The sequence below is a fragment of the Culturomica massiliensis genome (assembly GCF_900091655.1).
Classification (GTDB): domain Bacteria; phylum Bacteroidota; class Bacteroidia; order Bacteroidales; family Marinifilaceae; genus Culturomica; species Culturomica massiliensis.
Genome location: NZ_LT594620.1, coordinates 149,516 through 173,787, shown reverse-complemented (window position 1 = coordinate 173,787; position 24,272 = coordinate 149,516). Strand labels below are relative to the sequence as shown.

At 41.1% G+C, this 24,272-nt stretch carries 13 protein-coding genes and 1 rRNA gene; 7 read left to right on the top strand and 7 right to left on the bottom strand.

What is annotated here, in order from left to right:
• Positions 1-49 precede the first annotated feature (49 nt).
• Positions 50-1,578, bottom strand: a 16S ribosomal RNA gene (locus tag BN8908_RS01120).
• Between the two features lie 771 nt (positions 1,579-2,349).
• On the opposite strand from BN8908_RS01120, the gene hisS reads away from it, so the two are divergent.
• From hisS to BN8908_RS01105, 3 genes are all read left to right on the top strand, one after another.
• Positions 2,350-3,711, top strand: a complete 1,362-nt coding sequence (gene hisS, locus BN8908_RS01115; RefSeq protein WP_068688488.1) for a histidine--tRNA ligase — start codon at positions 2,350-2,352, stop codon at positions 3,709-3,711.
• Between the two features lie 127 nt (positions 3,712-3,838).
• Positions 3,839-5,335 carry a histidine ammonia-lyase gene (gene hutH / locus BN8908_RS01110; protein WP_021986754.1) on the top strand — a complete coding sequence of 499 codons (1,497 nt, stop codon included), beginning with the start codon at positions 3,839-3,841 and terminating at the stop codon, positions 5,333-5,335.
• Between the two features lie 252 nt (positions 5,336-5,587).
• On the top strand, positions 5,588-11,272 hold the full coding sequence (locus BN8908_RS01105) for an alpha-2-macroglobulin family protein (protein WP_161945842.1): 5,685 nt from the start codon (positions 5,588-5,590) through the stop codon (positions 11,270-11,272).
• Between the two features lie 71 nt (positions 11,273-11,343).
• Here BN8908_RS01105 and BN8908_RS01100 read toward each other — a convergent pair whose 3' ends face one another.
• The 6 genes from BN8908_RS01100 to alaS all read right to left on the bottom strand — a co-directional run bounded on the left by BN8908_RS01100 (position 11,344) and on the right by alaS (position 20,559).
• Entirely contained in the window at positions 11,344-12,036 is a 693-nt protein-coding gene (locus tag BN8908_RS01100; protein ID WP_021986756.1) for a response regulator transcription factor, read from the bottom strand.
• Positions 12,037-12,095: 59 nt separating this feature from the next.
• Complete coding sequence (locus BN8908_RS01095; protein WP_068688485.1) at positions 12,096-13,664, bottom strand: sensor histidine kinase; 1,569 nt, start codon at positions 13,662-13,664, stop codon at positions 12,096-12,098.
• A 199-nt stretch (positions 13,665-13,863) separates the two neighbouring features.
• Complete coding sequence (locus tag BN8908_RS01090) at positions 13,864-14,547, bottom strand: DUF4369 domain-containing protein (protein WP_118773609.1); 684 nt, start codon at positions 14,545-14,547, stop codon at positions 13,864-13,866.
• A gap of 89 nt (positions 14,548-14,636) precedes the next feature.
• On the bottom strand, positions 14,637-15,971 hold the full coding sequence (locus tag BN8908_RS01085; RefSeq protein WP_021986759.1) for a TlpA family protein disulfide reductase: 1,335 nt from the start codon (positions 15,969-15,971) through the stop codon (positions 14,637-14,639).
• 125 nt (positions 15,972-16,096) lie between these two features.
• Complete coding sequence (locus BN8908_RS01080) at positions 16,097-17,818, bottom strand: tetratricopeptide repeat protein (RefSeq protein WP_021986760.1); 1,722 nt, start codon at positions 17,816-17,818, stop codon at positions 16,097-16,099.
• A gap of 107 nt (positions 17,819-17,925) precedes the next feature.
• Entirely contained in the window at positions 17,926-20,559 is a 2,634-nt protein-coding gene (gene alaS, locus BN8908_RS01075) for an alanine--tRNA ligase (protein WP_068688481.1), read from the bottom strand.
• Positions 20,560-20,688: 129 nt separating this feature from the next.
• Between alaS and BN8908_RS01070 the strand changes: the two genes are divergently transcribed.
• The 4 genes from BN8908_RS01070 (at position 20,689) to BN8908_RS01055 (ending at position 24,155) form a co-directional block, all read left to right on the top strand.
• Positions 20,689-21,663: a M23 family metallopeptidase gene (locus BN8908_RS01070; protein ID WP_021986762.1), complete on the top strand. Its 975-nt coding sequence runs from the start codon at positions 20,689-20,691 to the stop codon at positions 21,661-21,663.
• 71 nt (positions 21,664-21,734) lie between these two features.
• On the top strand, positions 21,735-22,070 hold the full coding sequence (locus tag BN8908_RS01065; RefSeq protein WP_021986763.1) for a MerR family transcriptional regulator: 336 nt from the start codon (positions 21,735-21,737) through the stop codon (positions 22,068-22,070).
• Between the two features lie 144 nt (positions 22,071-22,214).
• Complete coding sequence (locus BN8908_RS01060) at positions 22,215-23,309, top strand: Nif3-like dinuclear metal center hexameric protein (protein WP_068688480.1); 1,095 nt, start codon at positions 22,215-22,217, stop codon at positions 23,307-23,309.
• 3 nt (positions 23,310-23,312) lie between these two features.
• Positions 23,313-24,155: a zinc ribbon domain-containing protein gene (locus BN8908_RS01055; RefSeq protein WP_021986765.1), complete on the top strand. Its 843-nt coding sequence runs from the start codon at positions 23,313-23,315 to the stop codon at positions 24,153-24,155.
• Positions 24,156-24,272: the final 117 nt, after the last annotated feature.

Sequence of the window (24,272 nt, the reverse complement as noted above, 5' to 3'; positions counted from 1 at the left end):
TATATATTTAGTGAAAAATTAGCAAGTGCATGATATAACAAGTCTCCAGAAAGGAGGTGTTCCAGCCACACCTTCCGGTACGGCTACCTTGTTACGACTTAGCCCCAGTTACCAGTATTACCTTAGGCCGATCCTTGCGGTTACGGACTTCAGGTACTCCCGGCTTCCATGGCTTGACGGGCGGTGTGTACAAGGCCCGGGAACGTATTCACCGCGCCATGGCTGATGCGCGATTACTAGCGAATCCAACTTCATGGAGTCGGGTTACAGACTCCAATCCGAACTACGACCGGATTTCGAGATTAGCATCCTGTCACCAGGTAGCGACCCTCTGTACCGGCCATTGTAACACGTGTGTCGCCCTGGGTGTAAGGGCCGTGCTGATTTGACGTCATCCCCCCCTTCCTCTCACCTTACGGTGGCAGTCTCAATAGAGTGCCCAGCATTACCTGATGGCAACTAGTGATAAGGGTTGCGCTCGTTATGGGACTTAACCCGACACCTCACGGCACGAGCTGACGACAACCATGCAGCACCTTGTAATCAGTCCCGAAGGAAAAAACTGTTTCCAGTTTATGCAGAATACATTTAAACCCAGGTAAGGTTCCTCGCGTATCATCGAATTAAACCACATGTTCCTCCGCTTGTGCGGGCCCCCGTCAATTCCTTTGAGTTTCATCGTTGCCGACGTACTCCCCAGGTGGCTCACTTAATTCTTTCGATTAACCCCTAACTCTATATCGCTAAGGGCCGGTGAGCATCGTTTACGGCGTGGACTACCAGGGTATCTAATCCTGTTCGATACCCACGCTCTCGTGCATCAGCGTCAGTTACAGTCTGGTAAGCTGCCTTCGCTATCGGAGTTCTAAGTTATATCTATGCATTTCACCGCTACTTAACTTATTCCGCCTACCTCGTCTGTACTCGAGCTCTACAGTATTAATGGCGAGTCCGGGTGAAGCCCGGATATTTTACCACTAACTTATAGTGCCGCCTACGCACCCTTTAAACCCAATAAATCCGGATAACGCTCGCATCCTCCGTATTACCGCGGCTGCTGGCACGGAGTTAGCCGATGCTTATTCGTAAGTTACAGTCATCGCGCTACACGTAACGCTTATTCTCCACTTACAAAAGAGGTTTACAACCCATAGGGCAGTCTTCCCTCACGCGACTTGGCTGGTTCAGGCTATCGCCCATTGACCAATATTCCTCACTGCTGCCTCCCGTAGGAGTCTGGTCCGTGTCTCAGTACCAGTGTGGGGGACCTTCCTCTCAGAACCCCTACCTATCAAGGACTTGGTGGGCCGTTACCCCGCCAACTATCTAATAGGACGCATGCCCATCCTGTACCTCAGAAGATTTAAATCAAAATAGATGCCTATCATGATTACTATGGGATATTAATCCACGTTTCCATGGGCTATCCCCCTGTACAGGGCAGGTTGCATACGCGTTACTCACCCGTGCGCCGGTCGCCATCAGTCGGTATTGCTACTGACCATGCTGCCCCTCGACTTGCATGTGTTAAGCCTGTCGCTAGCGTTCATCCTGAGCCAGGATCAAACTCTTCATAGTAAAAAAAACTTGTAAAATTATATTCCTTTGCCCAGTTATATCCGTCCGAAATGGTTGATTTCAGGACTCGCACTTGCTTCATTTTGTCACTACAATATGTTAAAGAACTTCTGTCGGTCTTGACCGCTGTTTTTTAGCGGAAAGTGACGGCAAAGATAAGGCGATTCATACAAACTTCCAAATCCTGACCGCTCTTTTTTTTCAAAACTTTTTTCAAGAACTGACTCCCCGATTACCCCGCTGCCATAACCTCTATCTCTCGGAAAGCGGGTGCAAAGATAACGCAATATATAAACCATTTCCAAATTTTTTATACAGTTTTTTGCGGAAAATTTTCTTTTTATTTTTAAGTTATTGATTTACAACACACCCCAAAAACCACCTGAAAACAATCAGGCAAATAAATAACCGGCAAATTTAAATTTCAGACAATCTTTACGACAAGAATATTCTGAATACATAGAAAAATCGGTTTTTTAAACCATCATTCTTTGATTCACGTTCTTCAAATTTTTCCAAATTGTCCTGCTACTAAAATAAACGGTCATTACCAATATTATAAAAAATAAAGCCTTACATCATGACAACTTCTCAGTTCTATTAGAAAGACCGCAGTCAAAAAAGATATCGTTATCGATAGATGTAACCGGTCACGTTACGATAAAGTAACACGACAGGAATATTTTCCGGAATTTCATAAACACCCATCGTTCACAAACACTAAAAAAACAGTATATTTGCGGAAATCAAAAACAACTGATAGCAATAAGTATGGCACAATCACCTTCTATCCCCAAAGGGACAAGAGACTATTCACCGGAAATAATGGTGAAACGGAATTACATATTCGACACGATTAAAAGTGTTTTCAAATTATACGGTTACATGCCTCTGGAAACTCCGGCAATGGAAAATTTATCTACATTGATGGGAAAATACGGAGACGAAGGAGACAAACTATTATTTAAGATATTAAATTCCGGAAATTTCATAGCGGATATTTCTGACGAAACATTACTAGACAGAAACATTCCCCAATTGACCCATAAAATTTCTGAAAAAGGTCTTCGCTACGATCTGACTGTTCCCTTTGCACGATTTGTTGTCCAGCATCAATCGGAAATTGCATTTCCTTTCAAAAGATATCAGATCCAGCCGGTATGGAGAGCCGACAGACCGCAGAAAGGACGTTACCGGGAATTTTATCAATGTGATGTCGATGTAGTAGGGAGCGATTCTTTATTAAATGAGGTCGAATTGGTCCAAATTGTAAATGAAGTATACAAGCGACTGAAAATCAATGTACGACTCTTAATCAACAATCGAAAAATTTTGGCAGGTATCGCCAATATAATCGGTTATCCCGACAAACTCACCGATATTACAGTAGCTATCGATAAAATGGATAAGATCGGGAGAGAAGCTGTCAATCAGGAATTGCGGGAAAGAGGTATCGATGAAGAAGGTATTGCTAAATTGCAACCGATACTGGATCTAAAAGGCAGTAACGAAGAAAAACTGGCACAGCTTCAGACCGTACTGAATGAAAGCGAAACGGGACTGAAAGGAATTGAAGAATTGAGTTTGGTATTCGATTATTTGAAAACATTGAATATTTCCATCGATATCAAGTTAGACCTGACTTTAGCCAGAGGATTGAGTTATTATACAGGAGCCATTTTTGAGGTAAAAGCACTGGATGCTGAAATCGGAAGTATTACGGGAGGCGGACGCTACGATGATTTGACGGGCATATTCGGTTTAAAGAATGTTTCCGGCGTAGGAATCTCTTTCGGGGCAGACCGGATTTTCGACGTTATGAACCAACTCGATTTATTCCCGGCAGACACAAAAGCAACCACACAGATTCTCTTTGTCAACTTCGGAACAAAAGAAGAAAAATTCTGCTTATCCTTGCTCCAGTCCTTACGTCAGCAAGGTATAAATGCAGAATTATATCCGGATGCTGCAAAAATGAAAAAGCAGATGACGTATGCAGATAAAAAGGGAATACCTTTCGTAGCATTGGTCGGCGAAAACGAAATACAATCCGGTACAGTAGCTTTAAAAAATATGCAGACCGGCGAACAAGAAAATGTAAAAGTCGAAGAATTAGCACATAAAATATGTTGATCCATAAAAAAGAACACAGACCTTTAAAAAGTCACGGATACGATTCCCGCTGTCCGTGACCTTGAATATCTTTTCATTCCGCGTTTTATCAATTTTTTAATTACCAATCATCTATTTTTCAATTACTATGATACATTATATATCTCCCGTTCCGCTAACGTTTGAGACGATAGAAAACATTTTAAACAAAGGATATAAATTAGCTTTATCCGAAGAAAGCAAACAATTAATCAATGATTGCAAAGCCTATCTGGATGAAAAAATTGCAAGATCGGAAAAACCGCTATACGGCATCACGACCGGATTCGGCTCACTTTGCAAAATCAGCATTTCTCCGGAAGATCTCAGTCAGTTACAGGCTAATCTGGTCATGTCCCATGCTTGCAGTGTCGGTGAACCCATTCACAAAGACATCATTCGTTTGATGTTATTATTAAAAGCTCATGCATTGTCTTTGGGTAAATCGGGAGTACAACTCGCCACCGTCGAGCGGATCATCGATATGTACAATCACGATGTACTTCCGGTTGTCCGCGAATTGGGATCTTTGGGAGCATCCGGCGATTTGGCTCCTTTGGCCAATTTATTTCTACCGCTTATCAACGAGGGGACTGTTTATTACAAAGGAAAAATTCAGGATGCCAAAGAAGTTAATGAAAAGTTAGGATGGAGCCCGATTGCTTTAGGAGCAAAAGAAGGTCTGGCATTACTTAACGGGACCCAATTTATGAGTTCCCATGCAGTATATGCATTATTGAAAGCTTTCAAAATTGTAAAATATGCCGATATTATCGGAGCGATCTCACTGGATGCTTACGACGGACGTATCGACCCCTTCTTACCGCAAATCCATGAAGCACGTCCTCATCCGGGACAAATTGAAACGGCAAGGAACATCCGGGCATTATTAAAAGATTCTGAATTTCAACAGAAACCCAAAGTACGTGTGCAGGATCCCTACTCTTTCCGCTGTATGCCTCAAGTACACGGCGCCTGTAAAGATACGGTCATGTATGTCGCTTCCGTCGTTGAACGGGAGATAAACTCCGTAACCGACAATCCGACCATATTCGTCGAGGACGATATGATCGTTTCCGGCGGTAATTTCCACGGAGAACCCCTGGCACTGGTACTGGACTTTTTAAGCATTGCACTGGCCGAATTAGGAAGTATTTCAGAACGCCGCACTTACCGCCTGATCTCGGGCGACCGGGGACATTTACCGGAATTTCTGGTAGCTAATCCGGGATTAAATTCCGGATTTATGATCCCGCAATACGCTGCTGCTGCCATCGTCAGCAAAAATAAACAACTTTGTACCCCTTGCTCTGTCGATTCAATTCCTTCCTCCAACGAACAGGAAGACCACGTCAGTATGGGAGGAAACGCAGCGACCAAAACGGTAAAAGTATGTGAAAACGTAGAACGTATCCTGGCTATAGAATTACTGAATGCAGCACAGGCTATCGATTTGCAGCGTCCGGGCAAAACCTCACCCTACCTGGAAGAGTTTTTAAAAGAATTCCGGACCATTGTGCCTTTCAACCAGGAAGACCGGGTTATGTATAAAGATATCGATGCAGCAACCGCATTTTTACAAGAAGGAGAATTCCATACAAACTAAATATTAAACATACATTCAATAAAAACCGTCTGACGATCTTTTCAGACGGTTTTTTCATTTTATATTATACCCATAATCCTCCCTTACAAAAAAAGAATTGCAAATCACAAATCAAAAGTAATTGAACAAATCTGTAAGCCAGTCATGACAAAAATGCCAAAGAAGTCAACGGACTTATAAAAATAATTCCATAACTTTATGGAATTCGTGTCAATTATACATCTATGCAATAAGGAAACAAAAATACAGATCATGAAAACATTACTCACTCTGATTTTTTTATCAGCTTTTTTGGGAAGCTTCGCCCAGGACAAATGGGAAACCTTATGTAAAGAAAAACCGCAAACAGCATTACAAGAAGCCCGGAAATTATTTGAAAAAGCCCGGAAAACCGATAACAGCCCGGAAATGCTTCAGGCTCTTATCATACAAATTCGGTGTCAAACGGCCATTGACAGGGATTCTATGCCCGCACTGATTCAAAAAACAGAAAACATACTACAAAACAGCAACAATCCGGTGGAACAGAGTATCCTCCATTCCTTGTTAGCCGATCTTTACTTGAATTATTACAATTACAACCGTTATCAAATCAATCAACGTACTCCGCTAGCCGATTATATTCCTGAACATATAAATGAATGGAGCCGGAATTTATTCTATGATCAGATCAGCCGGCATGCCCTGGATGCGCTTCAACCCCAAAGCTTATTGGAACAAACGCCGGCAACAGCTTATAAACCCATACTTCTCCTGGGAAAAGATTCCCGCTCATTACGTCCGACATTACTGGACTTTATCGGTTACAGAAGCATCGACCAACTAAAACAACTGGAAAATTCTTCGACAATTTCCCAAACGGCGGTAGACAGTCTGTTGGTAGCCCTACCGTTTTTTTTACAACAGCCGCTCCCCGGTTCACTTTCCGGCTATACACTCAACATATTGAAAATATATCAACGTCTGATTCACGCCGGCATGTCTTCCTCCAATCCGGAAGCTTTACTATGTGCTGAACTAAGCCGATTACATTACATAAAAAACTTATCTTACGAAAATGACAGTCTTTATCTGGAACGATTACAGGAACTAGTTACTCAATACGACAACCAGCCTTTAATAGTCGAGGCTATTGCTCAAATTGCACAAACTAAATTAATTGACCGAAACAACACCGATACTGAAACAGTCTATCCGGAAATAATTGCTCTTTGTCAAAAGTACATCCGGAAATATCCGACTTACGCCCGTATTAATTTACTGAAACAAATTATCCAAACCATTAACCGTCCCAAATTGTCCGTTCAATACAACGACTATATTTACCCGGGCCAATCTTTAGTGTTACAAGCATCTTATTACCGGGCCAAAGAAATACAACTCGATATCTATCGTATAAAAGAAACGACAGAAGCCTATTACAAAACGGGAAACGATTCATCCTCGGTCAACAAACAACTCTTTTTCAGTAAAAAATACACATTACCTTCCCGGTATGTAAAAAGAGATACGACTTTTCGTATTCCCATTTCCCAAAGCGGACTTTATGAAATCGTACTGCGAAGCCCTAACAGTAAAAAAATAGTCAACACATTCATTTGTAATAGCTTATTCACAGTCTCACAAAAAGACAACCAAAAAATAACATTCATCGTCAGAGATCGCATGAGCGGAGCCCCGGTATCCGACGCCCGCATCCGTATTTTCGCCCCTATTTCCGGAAAATACAGAAATTACAGGCAAATCACGGAAATCCGTACAAACAAACAGGGACAAGCCGTTTATAACAGCAGCAAATCACAGATTAACTACGAAGTCATCAATGACCGAAATCCGAATGGTCCTATATCTTCCGAATATTATTACACACCCCAACCCAATAAGGCCAGCTATTATACCGACATTTTTACCGATCGTCCCATATACCGGCCGGGGCAAACAGTCTCATTTTACGGTATTGCCTGGACCCGGACGCCGGACAGTACATATATCGAACCCAACCGGTCGTATGAAGTGACATTATCGGATCCCAACCGGCAAATCATCAACAAATGCACGGTAAAAACCAACGAATGGGGTTCTTTCAACGGCTCATTTACCATTCCACCCCAAACATTAAACGGAGAATTTCGCTTGAATATAGCAGGAAAAGGATATGCCTATATTACCGTGGCTGAATACAAACGTCCACAACTGGAACTCATTCTCCACCCGCAAAAAGATTCCTATGCCTTCGGAGAACAAATCCGACTAACCGGTAAAGTCAAAACCTATTCCGGAGTATCGTTACAGAATATTCCCATCAGTTATGAAATTACGTTACAATCATTCTATCCCCGGCCGAATGCCTCCGAAACCGTTATTACGGGAGAAACACAATCTGATCCGGAAGGTAATTTTTCATTCAGCTTTCAAGCTCAAAAACCGGTATCCTCGTACTATATGAACTCCTATTATTACAATATAAAACTAACAGCAACCGACACCAAAGGGGAAAGCCAGGAAATCATCCAACGTCTTCCGATTCAGGATGCTTTCTATAAATTGACTATACTCGGCAAGACTTACGTCAACAAACAAGACAAAAATCACTTCTATATCCAGGCTGTTAATGCTGCAAACGAAAAAATCTCCCGGACGATTTCATACAGCATAAGTAAATTACAGCCACTGACATCCTTAAAACAATCCTATAATCCGGACAGTGCCCATATAGAGAAAACCTTATATCGAGGGGAATTAAACACCTTAACCGATTCTCTATACGTCGATTTTTCTTCGTGGCAATCAGGAGCCTATATACTTATTGCCCAAGAAAAGACACGTGAAAAAGACACCGTTACAACTAAAAAAATCTTCTATCTTTATTCTGCTCAGGACGCCAAACCTCCTTACCTGACCTACGAATGGCTGGTTAAAAACACATTCACCGCCCGTCCGGGGGAGGATATAGAAATTAACTTCGGTACTTCTGCCCGAAACGTATATTTATTGTATGAGTTATATACCGATAAAGGTCTGATCACACAAAAGCAAACCGTACTTTCCGACACGATCCTGCGTTTAAAGATTCCGTATGAAAAAACTTACGGCAGTAACTTTTGTGTCAATTTATCTTTTGTAAAAGACGATCAATTTTTCAACAACAATGTCCGTATATACAAATCAATAGAAGATAAAAAATTAGACATACACACACAGGTTTTCAGGGATAAGCTGATCCCCGGGCAATCCGAAACCTGGGAATTTTCGATCCGGAATACACAAGGACAAGGAGAAATCGCTGAAATTGCAGCCGTTATGTATGACCTTTCATTGGAAAAATTCAAATTTCATGCCTGGGATTTCCAACCCGACTTTTATTTTCGTACCAATTGTCCGGCATGGGCTTACAAGTCAAATCATAACTCCGTTGCCTGGTTCAGCTTCCCCTATCGCCCGGACAAATATCCGGATTTTGTCTTCGACCGCCTGAATTACTACGGTTATGATTTCCATCCCCTCATAGTATACTCCGTAGAAAATATGCTTGCCGTAAAGCAAGAAGTTTATATTACGGAGTATGCCAGCGACATGGAAGCATCTCCCGCCCCAATCAGGGAAAATTCAGCAAACCTCAAAACCCGGCAAAAAAATGCCGGTCACGGACAACAGGAGGACGCCTCCTCTTCCGGTGATTATACCCGGGAAAATTTTGCAGAAACGGCCTTTTTCTATCCTCACCTGGTCAGCACCGACAGCGGTACGGTAAAACTTCATTTCACCGTACCGGAAACCCTGACCCGCTGGAAATTCATCGCTCTTGCCCACACCAAAGACCTGGCCTACGGTAAGATTGAAAAAGAAATCACGACACAAAAAGAACTTTCTGTCATGCCCAATATTCCACGCTTCTTCCGAAACGGCGACCGGACTGTCCTAAAAGCGACCGTTAATAATCTCAGTTCCGAAACCTTACAGGGAGAAGCGATTCTGGAACTGTTCAATCCAACCGACAATACCGTCGTGCTGCAACGCAAAACCGATTTCCGGACAGAAGCGGGGAAAAGCAGTACCGTCGATTTTGAATTCGCTATTCCACAAAACACCAGTATACTCGGTTGCCGAATAATTGCGCGTACACCTGATTTCAGTGACGGCGAACAACATCTCATACCGGTATTGCCGGACCGCATTCTGTTAACAGATGCACTAGCCTTTTATGCAACAGAAAAAGGCAAACACCGGTTTGAAATGCAACCGGCCTCCAAAACCAAGCAAGACTACCGTTTGACGTTAGAAGTTACGGCAAACCCACTTTGGTATGCAGTACAAGCCCTCCCCCGTTTACAGGAAGCGCAAAACGACAACATCACCGATCTGGCCGCTGCCTTTTATACCAACACAATCGGTCATTCCATTGTAAAATCGAATCCGGCAATTGCCACAGCCTTGAAAACCTGGAAGATGACAGCTTCTTCCAATACGTTATTATCTAAACTGGAACAAAACAGCGAATTGAAATCCATACTCCTTGAAGCAACGCCTTGGGTTTTGGATGCTCAAAACGAAACAGAGCGTATACAGTCTCTCTCTCAACTCTTTGACCTCAATCGCCTAAACGATTTACAGAACCGTTCACTTCAAAAAATGGCCGATTTACAAAACGAAGAAGGTGGCTGGAGTTGGTTTAAAGGAATGCCCGCAAGCCATTTTATGACTTACAATGTCCTGACCATTATGGCCAAAGCCAGCCTTTCGGGACAACGGGAAGCCGGTGAGAAAGAAAAGTTCATGCAAATAAAAGCATTGCGTTATATCGATCAGGAACTGATCAAGAATTTCACTGCACAAGACACAACATTAACCCATAACCGTCTGCTTTACCTCTACACCAGAAGTTTTTATACGGATATTCCTCTGGGAGATGCCCTTTCCATTCATAAATCACTTCTGAAACAATTAAACAGACAATGGCCGGATTTATCCGTTTATGAAAAAGCTTTAGCCGCCATCGTTTTGTCCCGATACGGTCAAAAAGAATACGCAGAACGAATTTTAAGCTCATTAAAAGAATACGCTACACTCCGGCCGGATCAAGGAATGTTTTGGGCCAATAACCGATCCGGCTATTATACCAATTCCGCCATACTCATTCATACCACGATTATGGAAGCTTTTCATGAAATACAGGGAAATACGCCCGATATCGACCTGATGAAACAATGGCTGCTTCGTCAAAAACAAACCCAGAACTGGGGCGACGTCCCCAGTACGGTCGACGCTATATACGCATTGTTATTAACCGGCAAACGACAGCTTGACGAACCGGAACACCTGACAATAGCCGTCGGCAAAAAAGAAGTGAGTATTCCGGAAAACGACAATGTTTTCGGATATATCAAACAAACCTATACAACCGGAGAAATAACTCCCGATATGTCCACTGTGACCCTGGATAAAATACAGGATTCACCGACCTGGGGAGCTTTGTACCTCCAATATTTCGAGCAACTGAAGCAAGTACGGAAAAAGAAAAATACAACACTCCAAATCGATAAAAAACTTTTCATTGAAAAAACAACTGCCAAAGGGAAAGAATTACTCCCCATCGATAAAGAATTACACCTGGGCGACAAGATAATTGTACGCCTGACCGTCACCCTCGACCGGGATATGGAATACCTGCATATAAAAGACCTGCGGGCAGCCTGTTTCGAACCGGTCGAACAAATTTCCGGTAATCAATGGAAATACGGTACCTGTTATTACGAGGAAATTAAAGACGGAATAACTAACTTTTTTATCCATTACCTGGCCAAAGGCAGCTATACTTTTGAATATGCCTTATGGGTCAATCAAGAGGGAACATACCAGGACGGCCTGGCAACCATCCAATGTCTGTATGCACCGGAGTTTGTCTCTCACAGCACTACGACAAATATAAAAGTGAATTAATTCTTCAATTTACCCTACAAAAATGTCCGCAAAACCTGCTGATTTTGCGGACATTTTATTTTTTTGAATACTTACTTATCTATAACCAGACGGAATCCCGAACCATGAATATTCTCGATCCTGACACTTTCGTCATCTTTAAAAAATTTACGTAATTTTGTAATATATACGTCCATACTCCGGGCCGTAAAATAATCATTAGCCCCCCAAATCTCATTCAACGCTTTTTCCCTGGTCAGAAGACCATCCTGGTGTTTGTATAATAATTCTAATAAATGTGCTTCTTTGGGTGTCAATTTAATAACCTGATCCCCGTCCCAGGTAACCGTACGCAATTCCGTATTAAAATCATATCTTCCGATTTGAATAACTTTCAGTCTGTCCTCGCCACTGTCATGCTCACAACGGCTGAGAATTGCTTTTATCTTCAATATCAGCAACTCAGAATCAAAAGGTTTTATGATATAGTCGTCTGCTCCGATCTCATACCCTTGTTTCATATCTTCTTTCAGACTCTTGGCTGTGATATAAACGAAAGGAACGGATGAATCGATTTCCCGTATCTTCTTACCCAAAGTAAAACCGTCCATTTCCGGCATCATTACATCCAGAAGGCAAATGTCAAATCTTTCCTTACGAAACGCTTCCAATCCTTCGTTCCCATTTACACACAGCGTCACTTCATAGTCAGATAACTGAAGATAAGACTTCAACACAGAACCAAAACAAGGATCATCTTCTACCAATAATATCTTTTGTCCCATACAATATTTCCAATAAATTAGTTGGCTAATTTACTATTTAAAATTAAAAAAGCAATATATTACTCTATTCTAAAAATAATCTCGACTAAAGTTCCTTTATTCTTTTTCGAAGTAAGACGCATAGAGCCATTATGCAACTCTACAATCGATTTTGCATAACTCAACCCCAATCCGAAGCCCCTTACATTGTGCAAATTTCCACTCGGTACCCGGTAAAATCGCTTAAATACCTTCCGTTGAGCCTCTTTTGAAATACCGATACCATGGTCCTGTACTCCTATAATCCGCATATCTCCCTCTCTCCGCGTAAAAACCTCTATTTCCGGAGCTCCGGAAGAATATTTGACGGCATTATCCAAAAGATTGGATATGACATTCATCATATGTACCTGATCCACGTAAAGGATAAAATTTTCAACTTTTAACCGACAAGCCAAAGTACCTCCGGCAGTTTGTACCTGTAACATAAAATGCCCCACCGCTTCACGGATCAAATCATTCATATCCGTTTCCACACGATTCAAATGAATTTCCCGACGGTCTAATTTCGCCTGCTGCAATATACGTTCCACGTATTTATTCATCCGCTCGTTCTCGCTTTTAATAATCGAATTGAACTGCAACAACTGTTCCTTATCATTCAAAACTTTTTCTTTAGCAATAGCAGAAGTAGCTAAAGAAATAGTAGCAATAGGGGTTTTAAATTCATGGGTCATATTATTGATAAACTCGCTCTTCATCACAGAAAGTTTCTGTTGCCGCATGATAATGAGTATTGTCACTGCAAATACGATCAATAAACCGAAAACACAAAAACCGGATGCAAAGAACAACCATCCCATATTTTCAATGATAACCGGTTGCACCGATTTAAAACGTATGCCCAGATAATAATCTTTCTTAATGTAATCGTAAGGGAAAAGATCCACATAGTAAAAATTTTCAAGCTCCTTGTCCCTTACCTTATCCAACAAATCTTTTCTGGATAAGATTTCATATGTAAACGGTATACGTATGTTATATCCCCTAAAATAACTGGTAAGCAAACTTTGCAAATCTATACTCTCCAACCTCTTCTGGATTGAAACATTCTGCGGATCCTTTTCTTTGACCAACCGGATCATAAAATCCTTCAACTTCTCGTTTATCACCGAATACAGATTGGGTTCCCGGGTTGTGTCTACAGCCGAATAACCAATAGATTTAATCGTTTGAACAATAAACTCCTGGTTGCTTAACTTACGTACCCCCGAATGCGGTAACGGTATTTTCTGAGGAGCAATATAAGAACGCTCCTGATTCAAACGGTTGATATCCGTATGTAAAAAATCATACAAATAGGTTGAAGACCATCCCCCCATAACATTCCCCCCTGCCGAAGAAGCTATCAATTCATTGTAATTCTGAATTTCCCCCAATTGTTTCTGGACTTCCCGGAGATATTTCAGATAATTGATCTCTTCTACCCGGTTCACAACCCGGTTCAATACATCGTAAACCCGGGAAGAAAAACGAGTCTGCCGTTCCTGAAGAGCATACTTTATCCAAATCCACTGGACAATAACTACAGCAGAAAAAGCCGTAATCATAAACACCAACAACACCCGGATAATAATCTTTTTAATCATATCCTATTACGTATATTTCTTTGATACCGAAGTAAAGTCAAAAGGTAAAATTAATATTATTTTCAATGCAGACAAATTCACGCTCTCAACAACTGAAAAACATTTTCTTAAAAAAGAAAAAGGATGCCCACGAATGAGCATCCTTAAAAACAACTAAGTAATAAAAACGGGAAAACAAAACCACTTTCGTGGTTTATATCTATTGCAATCTTTCAGTCAACAACTGATAGATATTACTTTCTTTATTCTCGATACACATACTTTCAAACAATCTTTTTTGAACATCCGCACTATCTTTCAGCTCATCCCATATCAAAAACAAAGATAATTCCTGGCTCGGATTCATTTCAATCAACTTCTCTATATACTCAAACCGATACCGCTTGAATTTTTCCAAACGCCTCCGGTAACTTGCCAATATAAATTCACCACGACTATTAAGAACTTCCCTCCGTTGCAGATTATGAATCATTTTTTCCAATTCAGCCAAAGGCATATCATACCTTTCTTCCAAAAGCTGTTGTAAAAAAACATATTCTTCCGCCAAATCCGAGCCTGTTACTGAAATCCGACCGATATCAGCCAAACTGCCTTCAATCTGAATTTTCCGATGCGAATCGATTATAAAATCAATCGACCGTCCTTTATCCAAATTCAGCCAGACCCAAGCCGGTACACTCACCCCTTTGCTTTTCAAATCGATTTTCCCATCCACCACATCCTGCTCTGCAATTACAACAGTATCATTTGTCTGCGGCTCGATCATCGCCAATGTGATTTTTCCTTCCAACCCCTCAATCTCTCCCTTTATAACCGTTACATCAGAGTTACAAGCATATAATAATAAACCCGCTATTATCCAAAACACCTCCGACATTCTCATCACACCGTTGTTAAAAATGAACTTCTTCAGGAAAACCCACACAAATATATAAATTAATTAAAAAAAACAAAAGATTTTCCTAAAAAAGATCAATGAATCTGTTGTTTATTCAAAAAATGCAGGATAGCGCCGGAAGGCCGGGGGGCATTCGAACTTACGATTTTCCCTTCCGGATCAACCAGAATAAAACGCGGCACACTGATAATCATGTAATCCTGATTGAATTTCCCATTCTTATCTATAATAGCTTGCATGCCCCCGTATTTTTCTTTCTTTAATGCTCTCTCCCACTCCGACTTCCGATCCGTTCCGTCTATAGATACACACAAGAACTGAATATTCTTTCCTTCATATTCCTTTTCCAACAACTTTATATAAGGTAATTCTTTTTTACACGGCATACACCAACTTGCCCAGACACTGATGTACAGATACTTCCCCCTGAAATCTTTCAACCGGATCGTTTTTCCATTTCCTCCCTCCAAAGTAAAATCAGGCGCCGGCTCTCCCACCAACAATTTCTCCCAACGGCTCACGATATCCTCAATATATTGGATACGTTTGGAATCCTTACACTCGCGCCGGAAAACTTCCAGCAAATGCCCGGCTCCCTCTAACCCATTATTTTCCCACATATACCTGTATACCACTTCCGACAACAAAAAGTCACGGATATCCGGTTTGGTAAAATGAACAAAAATATAATCGGCAATACCACTTGTATAATTCTCTCCGGCATCGTATTGGTTACCCCCTTGAAAATATACATAATTCAACAAGAACTTACGATAATCACGGGTAACAAACAATTCGTCATGATCCAAAGAAAAAGTCGATAAAAAATCACTAAACATTTTTCCCGGATGATAAGATCCGACCTGATTCTGCTGCCGATAAAACGGATATACCAGGATACGCTCTCCTATGGAGTAACGAATTCTCAATTTTTCAATATCCGTAAAAACAGCATCAAAATTCTTAGCTTCAAGCAATGTGGTCTTCTCTTCAATCAAACGTTGCATTTGTTTGACAAAGTCTTCCTCTTCCAAGGCATAATAATCCTTATTGAAGAAAACAGCCATTTCCTGCTCCTTCATATAATTATTGATCCCCCCCAAGCTTCCGCTGAAATTCAAAGATCCGGAAATATTCAACATATTAACATATATCTCCAGGTCTTCACCGGGACTTAAATACAAATCGAGAGAATTCGGTAAGAAAGAGGCATAAACGCCTTTTTGCAACGGTATCGAACCTGCAAAAAAGCCATTCTCATCCAATGGAAAAGAATAAATCGTGTCATCAACCCATACAGAAACAATCGTATCTCCGTTTTCTACCCGGCCACTGACAATAACGGCATTCTTCCGGGCACAGGAAGACAACAATAAAAATATTATTATTGCACCCGCGATAATTTTCATTTAGTTTCCCCTGTTTTTATTATGAACAAATATAAACAAAGAGAAATGTAATCCGTGTTAAAAAAAACCTAATAAAAAATGGCGGCTTCGATAAAAGCCGCCATTTTATTATAATTAAAGTTCAATTACTTAACAATAGCCTGAAAGTCCGGATTCTGGAAGAATTTAGCAAATTCTATATCCGTTTCTGCCAGGTTCTTCATAGAAGAATCTTTTGCACAAGCATCTTTCAGGTTTGACATAACCATATTAGCATCATTCGTTCTGGCTCCGATAACAGCCTTCAGGTAAGAAGCCAATGCAGAATTGTCTTTGCCTTCGTTCAATTTCTTCAATGCTTCGTTGTTATTACCGTTCAGCAAATTAGCCAAAGCAGCATTTACACAGTTGCATTTTCCGAAATAATCAACAGCAGCTTTGTAATCCCCTTTCATGATAGCTACAATACCTTTGTTATAGTTTACTTCATTACCTGCACCGGTTGCCGCACCAAACAAAACTTCTGCCTCTTTCACATTGCCGTTTTTCAATTCAACTGCACCCAAATTGTTTTTCACAATCTTATTATTTGCAGACAAACTGTTTGCTTTGTCGAAATCGGATTTAGCCTGAGCAATTTTACCCATTTCAAAAAGAATCATACCGGCATCGTTGAAACCTCTCCAATCATTCGGGAACTGTGACATTACAGTTTCATAAACAGCCAATTTATCAGCATCGTTATCGAATAAAGTAGCGGCATATAACAATTCTTCAACATCCAATTCTGAAGGATTGGATTTAGCCAGGTCTTTGATCTGTTCGTCAGATTTTCCTACACGCTCTGCATTTACAACAAATTTAGAACGTCTCAATTTCGGAAGAATCTGATCTGCAATTGCAGAGTAAGCAGAAGCAATATTTTTAATTTCTCTTTCTCTCACTTCCGGATCAGAATGCATGGCCAATACACGAAGAATCAACTCTTTGTCACGGATGCTGGAAGCTTCCATAGCCTTTTTGAATCCTTCCCAGTCTTCTGCTACCACATATTTCTTGAAGAAATCCAAATTCTTATATTCATCCATTTTGTTTTTCTTCATATTCTTTTTCAGGAAATTGTCTGAAGCACCCTCACGTTTGTTTGCTAATTTATCATTCCAGTCATAGGATCCGTCCGGAGAAGCATAAGACTGAATTTCAACGTTTTTCAGATTTACATTTTCATCCGCTTTAGCCTCCTTCAGGAATTTCTCCATAGCCAGAATTTCTTCGGATTTCACCTGATTGTTACGAATCTGGGAAGAGTTGATCAGATAATAAATAGCAGCTTCATTCTGTTCCGGAGTAATTCTTTGGAAATTATCTTTACCCAAAACAATAGCCGGATCATTATTTACCAAAGTTGCTGTAGCTACGATACCGTCAGCAATCTTAATCGGATCGAAATCAACCGACTTGGCACCTTTAGAAGCCTGTACCTTCACTACAAGATCTGAAATTCTCATAGCGTCTTCATAAGGCATCTGACCGGTGTAAGAAATTGTTTTACCAGCTTCATAAGGCACAACAACGTTATTTCCCTGAACATTTTCTCCCTGCAAAGTCTGTGAGGCAAAAGCTTTTTCACCACCTTGATATTTCAATACGGGAGTCGCTACTGCCGTAACATTCTTGTTAAAGAATTTAGCAGGAATAGTCACGTCGATTTTTACATCAACCATATTCCCTTTCTCTTCCAATACTTCAGGTGTTACTTTATAACCTAATTCTCCAGCCCTTTTTTTCATTTTATTCAAAGGAGAACAAGAAATAACGACAACCCCTGCCAACATTAAAGTTGCAACTGATCTAAATGTCCTTTTCATAATTGTTCAAAATTTTATACTTAAAAAATCTAATTGGTCCTTGTTTTTCAGAGCAAATGTATAAAAAAATATCAAAATAACCACTCCTTATAAAAAATATTGCAGAATTAACCAATATTCAGTTTATGCTTAATCAATCTTTCTGCAAAAGCGATGGCATTATCCACTCCATCAGGGTCGGAACCACCGGCAGTAGCGAAAAACGGCTGACCGCCGCCGCCGCCTTTTATTTCCTGAGCAGCCTCCCGGACAATCTGGCCGGCATGTAAACCATATTCTTTAACCAAAGCATCGCTGATCATGACCGTCAAGTGAGGTTTACCTCCGTAAACACCTCCCAGTACCAGAACGACTTTGTCATATTCTCCTTTCAACTGGAAGGCCAGATCTTTTACCTTAGCCTGCGGAAGTTCCGTCGTTTCGAATATCAGATTGATATCCCGGATAACGATCCGCTCATTCTTCAACCGCTCTTTTACCAACTTCAGGCTTTCGGCTTCAAATCGTTCGATATCTTTCTTCAAACCTTCATTTTCCTCCAAAAGTGCCGTGACATTTTCCATCACCCCTTTATTGGATTTAAACAACTTCTCGACATCCTTCATTAAGTCGAAATAATTGACGATATATTCCTCGGCCTTATCTGCCGTTATCGCTTCAATACGTCTTACGCCGGCAGAAACGGAACTCTCACTGAGTATCCGGAAAAAACCGATTTGCCCCGTCGCAGGCACATGCGTACCTCCACATAATTCTATCGAATCTCCAAATTTGATAACCCTTACCAAATCTCCGTACTTTTCTCCGAAAATGGCAATAGCTCCCATTCTCTGCGCTTCACTCATAGCAACAGCCCGACGTTCCTCCAAAGGCAAATTCTGACGAATCAAACGATTCACGATCGCAGCAACTTCCCGCAACTCTTCATCGGTGACTTTCTGAAAATGAGAAAAGTCGAATCGTAAATGCTCATCACTGACATACGATCCCTTCTGTTCAACATGCTTACCCAATACCTGCCGCAACGCATAATCCAAAAGGTGGGTTGCCGTATGATTATTGGCAATCAATACCCGCCGGTGTAAATCAACCTTGGCAAAAAATACCTGAGTCAGATCCATAGGCAGTTGCTCCACGATATGTATCGTCAAACCATTTTCTTTCCGGGTATCAATGACCCGGATTTTTTCCTCCTCCCCAGTCAACCAGCCACTATCACCGACCTGTCCTCCGGCTTCTCCATAAAACGGGGTCAGATTAAAAACAAGATGATACTGTGTTTTTCCTTTGGTCACCACCCGGCGATAACGGGCTATACGTACTTCAATTTCCGTATTGTCATATCCGACGAACTCCTGCTCATCGTCATTGAGCAACTCCACCCAATCATCCGTATCTACAGCAGAAGCCGAACGGGAACGTTCTTTCTGTGCTTCTAATTCTGCCTTAAACTCCCGACGGTTTACAACCAGACCCTGTTCCCGCAAAATCAATTCGGTAAGATCCAAAGGAAAACCATAGGTATCATATAATTCGAAAGCTACATTTCCCGGTACTGTCACAAAATCTTCCTCTTTCGTCTTGGCTATAATACGATCCAGCAGCTTAATGCCCTTATCCAACGTTCTTAAAAAAGCATTTTCTTCCTCCCGAATAACCTTCTCGATCAACTGTTGCTGAGAAACCAATTCAGGATAATGCTGTCCCATCACTTCAATCAGAACCGGAACAAACCGATACATAAAGGCATCTCTCTGATTCAGATAAGTATAAGCATACCGGACAGCACGCCTTAATATACGGCGAATCACATACCCCGCTTTCACATTGGACGGTAATTGACCGTCTGTTATCGAGAAAGCAATGGTCCGCAAATGATCCGCGATCACACGCATTGCGATGTCGGACTCCTCTGACGCTCCGTATTTTATCCCGCTGAACTCTGCAATTTTACCTATTATCGGAGTAAAAACATCCGTATCGTAATTGGATGTCTTCCCTTGTACAGCCATACATAAACGCTCGAATCCCATACCGGTATCCACATTGGTATGCGGTAAATTTTCCAGACTTCCGTCCGCTTTACGATTGAACTGCATAAACACCAGGTTCCAGATCTCTATCACCAATGGATTATCCTTATTAACCAGTTCCCGTCCAGGTTTTATCTTCCGTTCCGCATCCGAACGTAAATCGATATGCAATTCGGAACACGGACCGCACGGTCCCATATCTCCCATTTCCCAGAAATTATCCTTCTTGTTTCCAAATAATATCCGGTCCTCCGGTAAATAATTCAACCAATACTCCCGGGCTTCCATATCCGGCTCCAGATTGTCTTCCTTATCACCTCCGAAAACAGTTGCATACAACCTGTCTTTATCCAACTTCATTACATCCGTCAGAAACTCCCATGCATAGGCAATAGCCTCCTTTTTGAAATAATCTCCAAACGACCAGTTACCTAACATCTCAAACATGGTATGATGATACGTATCATGTCCTACTTCCTCCAAATCGTTATGCTTTCCGGAGACCCTCAAACACTTTTGCGAATCCGCAACACGTTTATATTTCATACTCACATTACCTAAAATAATGTCTTTAAACTGATTCATCCCGGCATTTGTAAACATCAATGTGGGATCATCTTTGATCACCATCGGTGCCGATGGCACTATCGTATGTGATTTACTCTCAAAAAAATCGAGAAATTTCTGCCTGATTTCTGCCGACTTCATATTTATATGTTATTGTGTTTATATACTTTAAAAATAGTTTACAGCTTACAAGAGACAGCTGTATCAAGGTTGCAAAATTAGATTATTTCTTTAACTTTGCATCGGAAAACTTTAATTTTATATATACAAATGCGAAAAACAGGATATCGCTTTAACCCCGAGACACTGTCATACGATAAAATAGAAACCACTTTGCGAAAGCAATTCTGGATTCTTACCAAAAAGTTATTCTCCACCGTGTCTCTGGCTATCGTCATTTTCTTCATTGTTTCTGCATTTGTGGATTCCCCGAAAGAAAAAGCTTTAAAACGTGAAAATGAGGAAATCCTGGCTCAATATCATCTGTTAAGCAATGAAGTTGAGAAACTGGACGGAATACTGAAAAATCTGGAAGAAAGAGACGACAATATTTACCGGGTTATCTTCGAAACCGAACCGATAGACGCCTCAATACGAAGAGCCGGATCGGGGGGTGTTAACAAATACGAGCATTTAAAACATCTGGATAATGCCGAATTAATTATCAGTACCACCAAAAAACTGGATGAACTTTCCAAAGCCCTCTACATACAAAGTAAATCTTACGATGATGTCGAAGAGCTGGCAAAAAATAAAATTGAAATGATAGCTTCAATCCCGGCCATTATTCCAATATCGATGAAAGATCCCCGGGTACGTATATCTTCTGCGTTCGGGAATCGCGTACATCCATTCTATAAAACGATAAAATTTCATGCCGGAATGGACTTTGCCGGAGCAGTCGGGACACCCATCCATGCTACAGGAAACGGAAAAGTAATTTCTGCTGAAATCCGCCAGGGATATGGAAAATGTATCGTTATCGACCACGGTTTCAGTTATACGACACTGTACGGCCATCTGAACGGATACAATGTAAAAGTCGGACAAAAAGTAAAACGCGGAGATATCATTGCCTTTATCGGAAACACCGGAGGTCTTTCTACCGGTCCCCATTTACATTACGAAGTGAGAAAAAACAACGTACCGATGGACCCGATCAATTATTACTTTAATGATCTTACCCCGGACGAATACGATGAATTGGTAAATATCGCCAACAACACAGGTCAAAGTATGGATTAAAGGAGAAAAAGGTATTCCGGAGATTTCAGCCCCGAATACCTCAATTTTTCTTCGATTTTTGATAGAAAATCATGGAACCGGAAAAACAATCTTTAAAAGTATATTATTCAATCGGAGAAGTAGCCGATATGTTTCAGGTCAACACATCCCTTATCCGTTTTTGGGAAAAGGAATTCGATATCATCAAACCCCACAAAAACAAAAAAGGGAACCGCCAGTTTACAAAAGCCGACATTGACAATTTTCACCTGATCTACCATTTGGTAAAGGAAAAAGGTATGACCCTAAAAGGGGCCCAAATGAAATTAAGCGAACAGAAAGCTGAAACAGAAGCCAATTTTGAAGTTGTCAAACGTCTCCAAGCCATCAAAGAGGAATTGATCCTTATCAAAGAGCAACTGCCTTAATCTAGTTCTGATTTTTTTTACAAATCAATATACATCGGCCCGGTACTCATGTCTTACGGACAAAATACCGGGCCGTAATGAAATTATATAAAATCCGAATAAATACCTCATATTTCTAACCCTTGCAAATTAAAAATACACGAAATGACCTATGTAAAAGACATCACCGCTCTAATTGAAGCATTTGCACCGCTTAGTTTGCAGGAAGATTACGATAATGCCGGATTAATCTGTGGAGACCCCGGCAATGAGGTATCTTCTGCATTGCTTTGTACCGATATAACCGAGGCCGTTATCGATGAAGCCATCGCCGGACATCATAATCTGATCATTTCCCACCATCCGCTCACCCTGCAAGGCGTGAAAAATCTTGTCCCCGACAATTATATCAAACGATGTTTGTTAAAAGCAATCCGCAATGACCTGAACCTGTATGCAGCACACACGAATATGGACGCCGTCATCAAGGGGGTCAGCGGGAAAATGGCGGAAAAACTGGGATTAACCGACCAAACCGTATTACAGACAAACGGACGCCTATTCAGCCTGACCTTCTTTACCCCGGAAAAAGAAGCCGAAAAGATAAGAACGGCAGTTCTGGAAGCCGGCGGCGGACACATCGGCAAGTATAGCCATTGCTCTTTTAACAACAGAGGACTGGGGACATTTTTACCCCAGGAAGGTACACACCCTTATTGCGGTGAAAAAGGACACCTGCACACAGAAGCTGAAATCCGGACAGAGATCACCGTCCCGGAATACCTGCTCCCTTCTTGCATACAAGCTCTAAAATCAGTTCATCCTTATGAAGAACCGGTTTGGAATACCGTTTGCATCGATAATGTAAATCCCTCTACCGGTTTCGGTATTGTCGGCTATCTTCCGGAAGAAACAGAAACCCGTGTTTTCCTGCAACAGTTGAAACAACTTTTCGGGTGTGGAACGATCCGCCATACCGGAATCTGTTGTCCTACTGTCAAAAAAATTGCCGTCTGCGGAGGTTCAGGAGCCTTCCTGATACGCCATGCCATTCAAAGTAAAGCTGACATTTACATCACCGGCGATATCAAATACCACGACTTTTTTCAAGCCGAAAACCGGATTATTTTAGCCGATATCGGGCATTATGAAAGTGAACAGTATACAAAAGAGATTTTTTATGAGCTACTTACAAAAAAAATACCTAAATTTGCGGTTCAGTTTTCTAAGGTGAATACAAATCCGATAAATTATTTATAATATATGGCAAGCAATAACAATGAAAAACTACAGGAACTGACAATAGAAGAAAAACTGCAGCACCTGTACGAACTACAACGCATCGATACCGAAGTCGATAAAATCAGAACTTTAAGGGGAGAACTTCCATTGGAAGTACAGGACCTGGAAGACGAACTGGCCGGTTTGGAAACTCGTCTGGAAAACCTGAGAACGGAAATCGGAGAAGCAGATAAAAGTGTCGCACAGAAAAAAATCGAGATTTCTAAATCCGAAGAACTGATAAAAAAATATAGTGAGCAGTTGGATAACGTGCGGAACAACCGGGAATACGATGCTTTAAGTAAAGAAGTCGAATTCCAGAAGCTGGAAATCGAATTACAGCAGAAACGCATCCGCGAAGCTCAAAAAGCAAAATCTGAAAAAGAAGAAGCCCTTGAAATAGCTTCCCGCCAATATGAAGAGAAAAAAGCCGATTTAGAAGCCAAAAAGGCCGAATTGGAGGATATTATTGCTGAAACTCATAAAGACGAAGAAGAATTAATCAAAAAATCAGAACAATTATCCCATAATATTGAAGAACGTCTGCTTACAGCATACAAACGCATTCGTTCCAATGCCCGTAACGGGCTGGCTGTCGTCACGGTCGACCGTGATGCCTGTGGTGGTTGTTTCAATAATATACCGCCGCAACGGCAATTGGATATCCGTTCCCGCAAGAAAATTATCGTCTGTGAATATTGCGGTCGTATCCTTATCGACAAATACATCTGCGACTATGACGGAAGCCAGCAGAAAGCAGACCTCGAAACAGCCATGGAGGCCCAAAAGAAAAAAGGAAGAAGAACTAAAAAATCAGAAGAATAAAATAAAGGCTGCGTGAAAAGCAGCCTTTTTTGAATTCAGAAATTTAAAGACAGACTGATTTAGAGGATATCTCCGTACTTTTAAATTTCCGAATTTCCGAATCTTTATACTAAAACT